The sequence below is a fragment of the Leeuwenhoekiella sp. A16 genome (assembly GCF_047946675.1).
Lineage (GTDB): Bacteria > Bacteroidota > Bacteroidia > Flavobacteriales > Flavobacteriaceae > Leeuwenhoekiella.
On the sequence record NZ_CP172313.1, the window covers coordinates 103,256 to 115,988 of the forward strand.

12 protein-coding genes are annotated in these 12,733 nt (G+C 37.0%); 9 read left to right on the forward strand and 3 right to left on the reverse strand.

Annotated elements, in window-relative coordinates; translation table 11 throughout:
- Positions 1 to 7 precede the first annotated feature (7 nt).
- From ACH3O9_RS00430 to rplT, 7 genes are all read left to right on the forward strand, one after another.
- Positions 8 to 1,210, forward strand: coding sequence for a DUF4350 domain-containing protein (locus ACH3O9_RS00430; protein WP_416443266.1), 1,203 nt, complete (start codon positions 8 to 10; stop codon positions 1,208 to 1,210).
- A complete protein-coding gene (locus ACH3O9_RS00435; protein ID WP_416443268.1) occupies positions 1,197 to 2,240 on the forward strand; it encodes an AAA family ATPase in 1,044 nt (347 codons plus the stop codon). The genes ACH3O9_RS00430 and ACH3O9_RS00435 overlap by 14 nt, the downstream gene beginning before the upstream one ends.
- Entirely contained in the window at positions 2,240 to 3,580 is a 1,341-nt protein-coding gene (locus ACH3O9_RS00440; RefSeq protein ID WP_416443270.1) for a DUF58 domain-containing protein, read from the forward strand. Before ACH3O9_RS00435 ends, ACH3O9_RS00440 begins: the two co-directional genes overlap by 1 nt.
- Positions 3,581 to 3,738: 158 nt before the next feature.
- Positions 3,739 to 5,685, forward strand: a complete 1,947-nt coding sequence (thrS, locus tag ACH3O9_RS00445) for a threonine--tRNA ligase (RefSeq protein WP_416443272.1) — start codon at positions 3,739 to 3,741, stop codon at positions 5,683 to 5,685.
- A gap of 22 nt (positions 5,686 to 5,707) precedes the next feature.
- The gene (infC, locus tag ACH3O9_RS00450) at positions 5,708 to 6,259 is read left to right on the forward strand and encodes a translation initiation factor IF-3 (protein WP_416446736.1); all 552 of its coding nucleotides are present in this window, start codon (positions 5,708 to 5,710) and stop codon (positions 6,257 to 6,259) included.
- 54 nt (positions 6,260 to 6,313) lie between these two features.
- Complete coding sequence (rpmI, locus tag ACH3O9_RS00455; RefSeq protein WP_416443274.1) at positions 6,314 to 6,511, forward strand: 50S ribosomal protein L35; 198 nt, start codon at positions 6,314 to 6,316, stop codon at positions 6,509 to 6,511.
- A 115-nt stretch (positions 6,512 to 6,626) separates the two neighbouring features.
- Positions 6,627 to 6,971 (forward strand): 50S ribosomal protein L20, encoded by a 345-nt coding sequence (gene rplT / locus ACH3O9_RS00460; protein ID WP_416443276.1) that lies wholly within the window; start codon positions 6,627 to 6,629, stop codon positions 6,969 to 6,971.
- 133 nt (positions 6,972 to 7,104) lie between these two features.
- Here rplT and ACH3O9_RS00465 read toward each other — a convergent pair whose 3' ends face one another.
- From ACH3O9_RS00465 to guaA, 3 genes are read right to left on the reverse strand one after another with little or no spacing between them, the layout of a single operon-like run.
- Positions 7,105 to 7,509: an OsmC family protein gene (locus ACH3O9_RS00465; RefSeq protein ID WP_416443278.1), complete on the reverse strand. Its 405-nt coding sequence runs from the start codon at positions 7,507 to 7,509 to the stop codon at positions 7,105 to 7,107.
- 4 nt (positions 7,510 to 7,513) lie between these two features.
- Positions 7,514 to 9,493 (reverse strand): LysM peptidoglycan-binding domain-containing protein, encoded by a 1,980-nt coding sequence (locus tag ACH3O9_RS00470; RefSeq protein WP_416443280.1) that lies wholly within the window; start codon positions 9,491 to 9,493, stop codon positions 7,514 to 7,516.
- A gap of 34 nt (positions 9,494 to 9,527) precedes the next feature.
- Positions 9,528 to 11,063: a glutamine-hydrolyzing GMP synthase gene (gene guaA / locus ACH3O9_RS00475; RefSeq protein ID WP_416443282.1), complete on the reverse strand. Its 1,536-nt coding sequence runs from the start codon at positions 11,061 to 11,063 to the stop codon at positions 9,528 to 9,530.
- Positions 11,064 to 11,268: 205 nt separating this feature from the next.
- On the opposite strand from guaA, the gene ACH3O9_RS00480 reads away from it, so the two are divergent.
- Both ACH3O9_RS00480 and ACH3O9_RS00485 read left to right on the forward strand, forming a co-directional pair.
- Entirely contained in the window at positions 11,269 to 11,832 is a 564-nt protein-coding gene (locus tag ACH3O9_RS00480) for a hypothetical protein (protein WP_416443284.1), read from the forward strand.
- Positions 11,833 to 11,946: 114 nt separating this feature from the next.
- Positions 11,947 to 12,672 (forward strand): SIMPL domain-containing protein, encoded by a 726-nt coding sequence (locus tag ACH3O9_RS00485; protein ID WP_416443286.1) that lies wholly within the window; start codon positions 11,947 to 11,949, stop codon positions 12,670 to 12,672.
- The last annotated feature ends 61 nt before the right edge of the window (positions 12,673 to 12,733 follow it).

Sequence of the window (12,733 nt, forward strand, 5' to 3'; positions counted from 1 at the left end):
CAAAATAATGGCCACCCTTTTAATTGGGCTCATCACTTTTCTTATCGTGGCAGAGGCTTTACAGCCAGATCCTATCAATTGGTTTGAGAGTTATAATAAGATTGACAAAATACCCTTTGGCAGTTATATTTTTTATGAAGAACTAGACAAAAATCAGGATCTGGAAACAGAAAATGTAAAAGTGCCTCCGTTTGAATTCTTGCTAGATTCTACTGTTAGCGGCACTTATTTCTTTGTAAATAATAGTGTATATTTTGACAGCGCAGAAGCAAACAAAATTTTAAACTGGGTAGAGCAAGGCAATACCCTTTTCATCTCTGCCACTGCTATTAGCAAAACTATACTTGACTCACTCAATCTGGAAACAGCTTATTATAAAGCCTCTAAACAGATTACGAAACGACCGCTGCTTAATTTGAGTAATCCCGAATTGAAAAGTGAGACACCATACTCTATCAAAAAAGATATAAACACTGTGTATTTTGATAAAATAGACACAGTCAATACTACCGTTCTTGGCACTTATGATCTTATTAGAAATAATGATTCTACCCAGATCGCAGAACCAAAAGTCAACTTCATTAAAGTTCCCTACAAAAAGGGTTCTGTAGTATTACATACCTTCCCTCAGGCTTTTACTAATTACTTTATGCTGGGTGAAAAAAACAGCGATTATACGGGTAAAATCCTCTCTTATGTGCCAAAAAACGCAAAGATCTATTTAGACCACTATTACAAATCGGGTAAATCATTCAATTCATCACCACTGTATATGGTGCTTAATAACAAATACCTGCGTTGGGCTTACTATACAATAATCATAATCGCATTGCTTTATGTTTATTTTGAAGGTAAACGTAAACAGCGCAGTATTCCTGTGGTAAAACCACTAGCCAATCAAACCTTAACTTTTACTCGCACGATCGCAGGTATGTATCTGGAGAAAGGCGAAAACAAGCAAATAGCACAACACCAGATCAATCATTTTATGGAATTTCTACGCAGCCATTATTCCATTGCGACAGCTGAGCAGGGATCTGAATTTGTAGAAAAGATTGCCGCAAAAAGCCAGACGCCTTTAGCCGAAGTAAAAGAACTGATAGATTACATAATTTTGATTCAGCAAAAAGCGCATATTTCTCAAATCGAATTAATAGCGCTTAACAAGAAAATAGAACACTTTAAAGCCATGTATAATGGAAGAAGATAAAAATATACCAGAGGAGATCAATTTACCGCAAAATACTGATGCAGATCAATCACCTGCTGAAGACATTGATTTTAAAAGCAGACTTCCTTTAGAAGAACTGCGCGATGCCGTTGATAAGCTAAAGGCAGAATTGGGTAAAGTGATTATTGGGCAACATGAATTTATCGAGTTGCTTATCGTGGCGTTACTTTCAGACGGGCATGTTTTGATAGAAGGTGTTCCCGGAATTGCAAAAACGATTACCGCTAAACTTTTCGCTAAAACGTTGCATACAGACTTTAGTCGTATTCAGTTTACGCCAGATCTTATGCCAAGTGATGTGTTGGGAACTTCTATTTTGAACATGAAAACCAGCGAATTTGAGTTCAAAAACGGTCCAATCTTCTCAAATATCGTCCTTATAGATGAAATAAATCGCGCTCCCGCGAAAACCCAAGCCGCTCTTTTTGAGGTTATGGAAGAGCGACAGGTTACTATAGACGGGCATAAGTACAGCATGCAGCCACCATTTATGGTTCTTGCCACACAAAACCCAATAGAGCAGGAAGGTACATACGCCCTGCCTGAAGCACAACTGGATCGTTTTCTCTTTAAAATAAAAGTCTCTTATCCTGACTTACAGGACGAAATCGCTATTTTAAAAAGTCATCATGAGCGACATGTAAAACCTACAGAAAATATTGATGTTGTGCTTACGCCAGAGAAACTTTTGGCTTTTCGCCAACTAACTCATGAAGTAATTATAGAAGAAAAGATTCTTAATTACATCGCAGAAATAACTGTAAAATCGAGAACACATCCTCATTTATATTTGGGCGGTTCACCTCGTGCTTCAATTGCCATTATGAATGCTGCCAAAGCTTTTGCAGCAATAAACGGAAGAGATTTTGTCACTCCGGAAGATGTAAAACGATCTGTTATCCCGGTTATGAGACATCGTGTAATTCTTTCGCCAGAGCGAGAAATGGAAGGCATGACTCCGGAAACTGTAATAGAAATGCTTGTACAGGCTGTTGAAATTCCCCGCTAGTGCTCGTTATAAACTTTATAAAATCACTTTATCTCACTAAGCGCGTTTTTTACGCCCTTGCGATTATTGCGGTTATTTTCCTGTTTTCATATTGGTTTCACCTGTTTAATCTGGCGGGTTGGTTAGCTCTTTGGGCCCTGTTTTTATTAGTTACAATTGACGCTGTAGCTCTTTTTAGATTAAAAAACGGGATCACAGCTACAAGAGATCTGCCTGAAAAATTCTCTAATAGCGACCCCAATATTGTTCCTGTTACTATCGCTAATAAATACAAATTCAAAGTACATATAAATGCCATCGATGAAATCCCGGTACAGTTTCAAAAAAGGGATTTCTCTAAAGAGCTGGACATCAATGGAGGTTCATCTGGTAAATTCTCGTATGAAATTACTCCGGTTGAAAGAGGTGAATACATTTTTGGTAATCTTAACCTTTATGTATCTTCTGCTTTGTCTCTTACCGTTAGGCGTTACAAATTTGAAAAAGATCAGCTTGTAAAAGTGTATCCTTCATTTATACAAATGAAAAAATATGCTTTTCTCTCCATTGACAATAAACTCACACAATACGGACTCAAAAAAATTAGGCGCATTGGCCACACGATGGAGTTTGAGCAAATTAAAGATTATGTCACAGGTGATGATGTGCGTACCATAAACTGGAAAGCGACAGCAAAACGTGCCGCTTTAATGGTTAACCAGTTTCAGGATGAAAAATCGCAGCCCGTTTATTCGCTAATAGACGCAAGCCGAGTAATGAAAATGCCTTTTGAAGGTCTTACTCTTCTAGATTATGCTATAAACAGCACCCTTGCTTTTAGCAATATTGCGCTTAAAAAAGGAGATAAAACGGGAATGGTCACCTTTAGCAATACTATACAAAATCACCTTGCTGCCAGCAGTAAAAAAACACATCTCAATACTATTCTTGAGGTTCTTTACAATATAAACACACGTTTTCTTGACAGTGATATGGGTCTGCTTTATGCTGAAGTAAAACGAAAAATAACCCATCGCAGCCTGCTTTTATTGTATACTAACTTTGAGCACATCACTTCTCTACAAAGACAACTACCCTATCTCATGGGTCTTTCTAAAAAACATGTACTGGTTGTCATCTTTTTTGAAAATACAGAATTTGATGACCTTATAACAAAACCAGCTTTAGATACCGCAGAGATTTATCATAAAACTATTGCTCAAAAAATGGAGTATGATAAAAAATTAATGGTTAAAGAATTAGAAAAATATGGTATACAAGCTGTTCTTACTAAACCTAAAGACCTAACCGTAAATACCATAAATAAATATCTTGAGATAAAAGCACGAGGTATTTTATAAGATTAAATATACTTCTTGTAATAAAACCCATTTTCGAAATCATTTTCTGCTTTCAAAAAAACCACCTGACAGTATTTAAATTATTCTGTTAAACTTTGAAGTTTTAAACCTTGATGTTTACTGAACATACGCTTATCTTTGCAACCTAAATTTTAAGTATGATCCAGGTTACTTTGCCAGACGGCAGTGTAAAAGAAGTTGAGCAGGGTACTACTCCCTTAGATGTAGCTAACAGCATAAGTGCAGGTCTTGCACGCAATGTGATTTCAGCTAAATATAACGACACAACGGTTGAGACGAAAACACCTTTAACAGAAGATGGTTCACTTGTTCTTTATACCTGGAATGATGAAGAAGGTAAAAAAGCATTCTGGCATTCAAGTTCTCACATTTTGGCACAAGCCCTTGAAGAGCTGTATCCCGGTGTTAAATTGACCATTGGTCCTGCAATAGATAAAGGATTTTATTATGATGTTGACTTAGGAGATCGTTCTTTAAGCGAGAATGACTTTAAAAAAATCGAGGATAAGATGCTCGAAATCGCACGTGGTAAGCACGATTTTGCCATGCGAAGTGTGACCAAAGCTGAAGCTCTCAATTTCTACAAAAACCAGGGCAATGAGTTTAAAGTAGAACTTATAGAAAACCTGGAAGATGGCACTATCACATTCTGTGATCACGATACATTTACAGATTTATGTCGCGGCGGTCATATTCCCAATACCGGAATTGTAAAAGCCGTTAAATTAATGAGTGTTGCCGGCGCTTACTGGCGAGGTAATGAAAAAAATCCACAGCTTACCCGAGTTTATGGTATTTCATTCCCCAAGCAAAAAGAACTTACAGAATATCTCGAATTGCTTGAAGAGGCAAAAAAAAGAGACCATAGAAAATTAGGTAAGGAGCTTCAACTTTTTACCTTTTCACAAAAAGTAGGTCAGGGACTGCCACTTTGGCTTCCTAAAGGTGCCGCTTTACGCGAAAGATTAGAAAATTTCTTAAAAGCTGCACAGAAGAAAGCTGGTTATGAGATGGTGGTTACACCACACATTGGCCATAAAGAACTGTATGTGACTTCGGGTCACTATGCAAAATATGGTGAAGACAGTTTTCAACCTATTACTACTCCATCAGAAGGTGAAGAATTCCTTCTAAAACCAATGAATTGCCCGCATCATTGTGAGATCTACAATTCTGTACAATGGAGTTACAAAGATCTTCCTAAACGCTTTGCAGAATTTGGTACTGTATATCGTTATGAGCAAAGTGGTGAACTGCACGGTTTAACTCGTGTACGCGGCTTTACTCAGGATGATGCGCATATATTTTGCACACCAGATCAATTAGACGATGAGTTTAAAAAAGTAATCGATCTTGTGCTTTATGTTTTTGGCTCTTTAGGTTTTGAAAATTTTACAGCACAAGTTTCTCTGCGTGATCCTGATAATAAAGAAAAATACATCGGTTCTGACGAGAACTGGCACAAGGCAGAGCAAGCAATTATAAATGCTGCAGAAGAAAAAGGGCTTAATTATGTTATTGAGACTGGTGAGGCAGCTTTTTACGGTCCCAAGCTTGATTTTATGGTACGTGATGCCTTAGGTCGCAGCTGGCAATTGGGCACAATACAGGTAGATTATAATTTACCAGAGCGTTTTGAACTAACATACAAAGGAAGTGACAATGAAGAGCACAGACCGGTGATGATACACCGTGCACCCTTTGGCAGTATGGAGCGCTTCATTGCCATACTGTTAGAACATACGGGCGGCAATTTCCCTCTGTGGTTAATGCCAGAACAGGCTATCATATTAACCCTCAGTGAGAAATATGAGAAATACGCCGAAAATGTTTTAAATTTGCTAGAAAATCACGAAATTCGCGCCCTTATAGATGGACGCGGAGAAACCATGGGTAAAAAAATTCGGGAAGCCGAAATGAATAAATTACCCTTTATGTTGATCGTTGGCGAGAAAGAAGCAAATGATGGTACGGTTTCTGTACGTAAACATGGTGGTGAAGATTTAGGATCGATGACCGTAGAAGAATTTGCGGGTATCATCAATAACCAGATCAACCACACACTAAAGAAATTTGAAGTTTAATTAAAATTATATAGCCATAGCAATACGTAGAAAAAGATCAAGAGGCCCTGCAAGGGTTCAGAAGACGGACAAACACAATATCAACGAGAAAATACGTGCTCGCGAAGTACGATTAGTAGGTGATAATGTAGAGATGGGCGTAACCCTCACCAGTAAGGCACTGGAAATCGCAGAAGAACAAGGCCTGGACCTGGTTGAAATATCACCTAATGCAGAACCACCGGTTTGCAAGGTGATGGACTATAAGAAATTCGTTTACGAGCAGAAAAAGCGCGAAAAAGTCATGAAGTCTAAAGCGACTAAAGTGATCGTAAAAGAAATTAGGTTTGGTCCCAACACAGATGATCACGACTACGATTTTAAAAAGAAACATGCGATTAAGTTCCTTGAAGAAGGGGCTAAATTAAAAGCATATGTTTTCTTTAAAGGCCGTTCTATAATTTATAAAGATCAGGGTCAAATCTTACTTTTAAGATTAGCTCAGGATCTTGAAGATTATGGTAAAGTAGAACAGATGCCAAAATTAGAAGGTAAACGTATGATTATGTTTATCGCACCTAAGAAAGCAAAATAGATCAATCATCGCGGTTGACTAAAGATAATAAGCGGATTAAAAATAACTAGGAAGATGCCTAAAATGAAAACTAAATCCAGTGCTAAAAAGCGTTTCAAGCTTACAGGAACTGGTAAAATTAAAAGAAAGCACGCTTTTAAAAGTCACATTTTGACTAAAAAATCTAAAAAGCGCAAGCTTGCATTAACTCATGATACTGTTGTACATAAAGCAGATGAGGATAATGTAAAAATCATGTTACGCCTTAAATAAGAAGTAACCGGTTAAAATTATTATATAAACCCTGGAGTTAGGCAAAGAACTTATAAAAACACCTGTTCTTTATTAAAGTGGTAAATGCCCGCCTGCTACAAAAAAATTTAAAATTATGCCAAGATCAGTAAATTCCGTTGCTTCTAGAGCCAGAAGAAAAAAGGTTCTTAAGCAAGCCAAAGGTTACTTTGGAAGACGTAAAAACGTCTATACAGTTGCAAAAAATGCGGTTGACAAGGCTATGCTTTATGCATACCGTGACCGTCGTCAAAAGAAAAGAAACTTCCGTGCTCTTTGGATCACCCGTATCAATGCAGGTGCTCGTCTACACGGGATGTCTTATTCACAGTTTATGGGTAAAGTAAAAGCTAACGAGATCGAACTTAACCGTAAGGTTTTAGCAGATCTAGCTATGAATCACCCTGAAGCTTTTGAAGCAATCGTAAATCAAGTAAAATAGGGCTCACGCCTATTAAATAACATTATCCGCTTATAAAAAAAAGCCGTTAGTTTTAAACTAGCGGCTTTTTTAATTTATAAACTAAAAAACCTCCGCTTTACAGGAGGTTTTTATATCATTTTGACCGATTTTTCTACTGATTCCAAGTCAAAGTAATATCCAGTTCCATATCTGGATGTAAACTTTGAAGAACAGGACAGGTTCTGGCTGTATTTTCTAATATTGCTCTTGATTTTTCATCTACCGCTTCCGGAAGTTCAAGTTTAACTGCAACAGCAGAAATTCTTCTGGGGTTGGCTGCCATTGTTTTAGTTACTTCAGCTTTCGCGCCAGCTAAATCTACATTTAACTGAGCTGCTTTTATCCCCATAACTGTGATCATACAACTTGCCAGTGCCGTAGCAACTGTGTCTGTAGGTGAGAATGCTTCTCCCTTGCCGTTATTATCTGTGGGAGCATCTGTGATAAAAGAATTTCCCGATTTAAGATGTGTACACACTGTACGTAGATTTCCTTTATAGGTGACTGTACTTGTCATGGTATTAATTTTTAAGCATTCCTGAACGATCTATAGTATCTGTAGGGACCAAAACTTCTTCTAGCGATAGTTCTGGGCCATATTTCATAATGTAAACCGCTTTGTTATTATAACCGTTTGAATCTTTTACGTAGTTAAATTTATTCTCAACATAATGCGTTTCATAACCGCTATCTGCAGAGGCATACAGATCTTCTGCAGAAGCTAATCTTAATAAGGTATCAAATGTAATATCAAAACCACGTATCGCATAGCTATTAGGCTCTATGCCATATTTTGAGGTGTATCGCTCGAAAAAACTATTTGATCTATCGTTGAGAAACTCTTTATCTACAGATGGAAAATGAAAGTTCAAATTCATTAATGTAATGTTTGAAATATCATCACTCTCGTACGCACTACCCTTAAACGTTGTTAGAAGTGTGATTCTTTTATCCTGAACTTTTGTACTTAAATTAGTGGTCACATTACTGATTAAAGGAATGTCATTAGTCTCAAGAATTATCCAGTTTTCTGCAGTTTCAGAAATTTTTGCATTAAGATCATTTGCATTCAAATAATAGCCATTATCCCCTTTTCTAGGGTCAACTACTTTTGCATTTGGAATACGATTAAGCAGATCGTTCTTAACTTTTGAGTTCTTACCGTCTGCTATGATGATCACATTCTTACCGCTTGAAGAAATAGCTATGTAATCCATCATTTTTTGTCTTAAAATATCTTCAGTTGGGCGAGATTGAAAAATATTTGAACGCATTGTAACTCGGGGAGTCAATGGTGACACAACCGGCACATTGTAGCGTGCTAAAATAGAACTTGCTTTTTCTACATTAGCTCCCACAAATGGTCCTATTACAGCATCCATATCTGCAAAGTCGCTATTTGATAAAATATCTTCGATTTTACGTGAGTTTTGAGCGTTTTCTCTGCGTGTAAATTCGGTATCATAAATATACACTTGCGTGGAAACACCCAGTTGTTTAGCAGAATCTATCGCCATTAAAGCACCGCTGTAGAAGTCTAGTGCAATGCGCATGACACTGTTCTCTTTAAGCGCTTCTTTTCTCACATCTGAAGTATCACCCACTGTCTTGCTCACGTTAATAGGCAACATCATAGCAAGATGTTTTGTAGAAAAATTAGTAAGTTGTTGAGTTAGATCTACCTGTCCCGCATTTCCGGAAGCCGCCTCTGCACCTAGTATAGTTTTAGGCAGCTTCAAGATCATACCTTTTTTTAGTCCGTCAACTAAGGACGGATTTAGCTTAAGCAATTCATCTTCAGATATATCCCAGCGACGAGTTAATCTGAACATGTTTTCGCCTTGCTTTACTTCGTAAAATCCAAATTCAGAATTTTCTATAACAGCATTGTTAGTATACGACTTATCTGGTACATTTAAGATAGCACCTTCTTTAAGCCCATCAACTATCTGTGGATTCATCTCCTCAAGTTCGTCAATGGTGATTCCGTACATTGCAGCCAGACCATATTTCGTTTCCTTAGGTTTTACAATATGTTTTCTGTTTGTCTCTGCTGGTTTATCACCAGATGTTATTGCCTCACTATAATTCACCGGAATTTTTATTTCCTCGCCGGTTCTTAACTCTGCTGCATAAAGCTGCTTGTTATATCGCTTTATTACATCTTCTGGCACGTCATAAGTCTTTGACAAGCTGTATAAAGTCTCTCCTTTTTTAACTTTATGATATTTAAACTTTATGGGGTCTCCATCGTTATCACTATCTGTGGTATTTGAAACAGTATTATTACCAGGTAGTATTAATACCAGGCCTGGATACATATTATCTCTTGCTTCAGGATTTAACCTATACAATTCGTATACAGTTATGTTGTATTTATTTGCAATAGATGAAACTGTCTCACCCTGCTCAACCCGATGACTTGCATAAGACTGCTGCCCTATAGAAGCACAGCTAAATACAACGAATATTAAAAGGAATATTAAAGAAGCATTTTTCATGTACATAAAATTTTAAAATAAGGAGCTTTTAAGATTATTCCCACTCAATTGTAGCGGGCGGTTTTGAGCTTATATCATACACTACTCTATTAACGCCTTTTACTTTGTTTATTATATCATTTGAAACCTTTTGTAGAAAAGCATAAGGAAGATTTACCCAATCTGCAGTCATACCATCTGTACTCTCTACAGCGCGCAAAGCCACACATTTCTCATATGTACGTTCATCTCCCATAACGCCCACTGAGTCTACCGGAAGAAGCATAGCTCCTGCCTGCCAGACACTGTCATACAATCCCCAATCTTTTAGGCTATTAATAAAAATAGCATCAACCTCTTGTAAAATACGCACTTTTTCTGGTGTAATATCTCCTAATATACGTATTGCAAGACCAGGCCCGGGGAATGGATGTCTGCCTAATAACGCTTTATCCATACCCATTGTTGCTCCTACACGTCTCACTTCATCTTTAAAAAGCATGCGCAAAGGCTCAACCACTTTAAGCTTCATAAAATCTGGAAGTCCGCCTACATTATGATGTGATTTAATCGTTGCTGATGGTCCTCCTGTAGCAGATACAGATTCTATAACATCTGGATAGATTGTTCCCTGCCCCAACCATTGTGCACCTTCTACTAAATGCGCCTCATCGTCAAAAACCTCGATAAAAACGCGACCTATTGTTTTGCGCTTTTCTTCAGGGTCACTTAAGCCTGCTAATTCTGATAGAAATCTTGATGAAGCATCTACTCCTTTTACATTGAGCCCCATGCCTTCATATTGATCAAGTACATCCTGATATTCATTCTTTCGCAGTAAGCCGTTGTTTACAAATATGCAATGTAAATTCTTACCAATAGCTTTATGTAATAACATTGCTGCGACAGATGAATCTACACCACCAGAAAGACCCAGAATAACCTTATCATCAGGACCTATCTTCTTCTGAAGCTCTTCTACTGTTTCTTCTACAAAACTTGCCGGCGTCCAGTCTGGTTCTACGCCTGCAATATTGATAAGAAAATTGTGAAGAATCTGTTTCCCGTCTGTAGAATGATATACTTCAGGATGAAATTGTATAGCATACGTTTCTTCTCCCTCTAGCCTATAAGCCGCATTGAGCACATCTGACGTACTGGCAAGTCTTACCGCATTTTCAGGCAAATGTTTAATAGTATCACTATGGCTCATCCACACCTGGCTTCCCTCCTGTACTCCTTCAAAAAAAGGCTCTGCATCTTTAATAAATGAAAGATTAGCCCTGCCATATTCTCTCGTATTAGAAGCGCCAACTTCACCCCCATGAAAGTGTGCTAAATACTGGGCACCATAACAAACGCCCAGTAAAGGTTTTTTGCCTCTTATCTCGCTTAAATCAGGATGTGGAGCATCTTCTCCTCGTACTGAGAAAGGTGAACCCGAAAGAATTACTGCCTTATAGATACTAATATCATCAGGCAGTTTATTAAATGGTTTTATCTCACAGAAAATATTTAGCTCACGTATACGCCTTGCTATTAGTTGAGTATACTGAGAACCAAAATCTAGAATAAGAACATTATTGTGCATAAAGGAAACTTTGAGAGCCATTTAGAAACCAAAGTTTCAAGTCGGCTCTTGTTGCTATGAATTGCTGGCAAATTTAAGATTTTTATTCCCTTCTGTATATAAAAAGTGATTCTAAACGAGTCAATATAAATCGCTGTAGAATTAATGATTTTAGGATTGCGATTAAGTATTCTAAATAATTATTCATATTATTAGATAATATTTTATGAATAAAAATTATATTCAAGTTAAGAGAAATTTAAGACTAAATGACTTAATTTTAATAGTAAAACTAACAAAAACTGTGATACCAACTATTAACCAATACCATTCTAAAGAAGGATCTCACCCTTCTAATTTACTCGATGAAATTTTACATTTGAAGCTGAAACCATTTTGCCCGCATTCGTATGATACGCTTGAAGACAGGATGGTAAGCAATGTAAAAATGTATCAGAAACATTTCTCCCAGCCTAAAGCTGATCTTTTCCATAAGGTCTTTGTAACTCACGATCCTGCTTTTAAAAGAACACGTTATTTTTTCTCAGCGGTAGATGTCACTAATCATTATATCCAAGCACTAAAAAATTTAGTAAATAAGCTGTACAATCATTTTGGCCCTGATGACAGGGGATTTGAAGAGTTTACTAATAAAGACAAAAATGATATTCTGAAAAGCGGTTTTTTATGGGCCGGCCGTATTTGGAAAAAAAATTTATGTGGGTATGAAATCGTTGTAGAGGCTCATACTACAGAGTGGGTGTCTTTACTTGTCGTTGTACATCCTTAATCTAAGTGCTCTAATTATTTTATGCCTTCCACTGAGTAAGTACAGCACAATATTTGAAATAGAATAAATGTTATCTTGAGAGACTTATATATCAAACAGGTTAATATTTAAATTATGAAATATATCACAGCTGTAATATTTTCAATAGCCATAGTAGTTGCCGCTATTGTTTTAGGCAATGCATATATTGATCGTGCAAACCCTGATGGCACAATAGGTGTTACGGGGTTAGGCAGCGAAGATTTTACGTCTGATTTAATAGTCTGGGAGGCCGATTTTGTGCGTGTAAATCCCGATTTACAAGAGGCTTTTGCAGATCTAGCCAAAGATAAAGCCATAGTTAAAGAGTATCTTAAACAAAAAGGTATTGCTGAGAGTAGTATTATTTTTGAAGCTGTACGTACAAATGAACAACGCGAAAATCAATATCAAAATGGAAACTTTACAGGAAGTATTTTTGTGGGTTACGAACTGAGACAGACCATTCGAATAGAATCTACAGATGTAGAAAAAACAGAACTCGTTTCCAGAGAAATTACAGAACTACTCAATCAGGGAGTTCAATTACAGAGCAGTCCGCCTAGATATTATTACACAAAGTTAGCAGATCTCAAAATTGCAATGATCTCTAAAGCTACAGAAGATGCAAGAATGCGCGCTGAACAAATTGCTGAAAAAAGTGGTGGTAATTTAGGCAAGCTTAAAAGCGCAAAAATGGGAGTTTTTCAAATAACGGGTCAAAACAGCAGTGAAGATTATAGCTGGAGCGGCTCGTTTAACACTGTAGATAAGAAAAAGACTGCAAGTATTACAATGCGCTTAGAATATGAAATTGATTGAAAACTGTTGTTTTTATCCTATTAATTATCAGAAAATCAATCTTTCAGTCATTTTTTTTAGA

What these genes read in the sequence shown, in the direction of transcription:
- guaA (WP_416443282.1), bottom strand. Translation starts at nt 11,063, where the DNA reads ATGCACAATAATGTTCTTATTCTAGATTTTGGTTCTCAGTATACTCAA.
- thrS (WP_416443272.1), top strand. Translation starts at nt 3,739, where the DNA reads ATGATCCAGGTTACTTTGCCAGACGGCAGTGTAAAAGAAGTTGAGCAG.
- ACH3O9_RS00470 (WP_416443280.1), bottom strand. Translation starts at nt 9,493, where the DNA reads ATGAAAAATGCTTCTTTAATATTCCTTTTAATATTCGTTGTATTTAGC.
- ACH3O9_RS00485 (WP_416443286.1), top strand. Translation starts at nt 11,947, where the DNA reads ATGAAATATATCACAGCTGTAATATTTTCAATAGCCATAGTAGTTGCC.
- ACH3O9_RS00465 (WP_416443278.1), bottom strand. Translation starts at nt 7,509, where the DNA reads ATGACAAGTACAGTCACCTATAAAGGAAATCTACGTACAGTGTGTACA.
- ACH3O9_RS00480 (WP_416443284.1), top strand. Translation starts at nt 11,269, where the DNA reads ATGAATAAAAATTATATTCAAGTTAAGAGAAATTTAAGACTAAATGAC.
- ACH3O9_RS00430 (WP_416443266.1), top strand. Translation starts at nt 8, where the DNA reads ATGGCCACCCTTTTAATTGGGCTCATCACTTTTCTTATCGTGGCAGAG.
- rpmI (WP_416443274.1), top strand. Translation starts at nt 6,314, where the DNA reads ATGCCTAAAATGAAAACTAAATCCAGTGCTAAAAAGCGTTTCAAGCTT.
- ACH3O9_RS00435 (WP_416443268.1), top strand. Translation starts at nt 1,197, where the DNA reads ATGGAAGAAGATAAAAATATACCAGAGGAGATCAATTTACCGCAAAAT.
- rplT (WP_416443276.1), top strand. Translation starts at nt 6,627, where the DNA reads ATGCCAAGATCAGTAAATTCCGTTGCTTCTAGAGCCAGAAGAAAAAAG.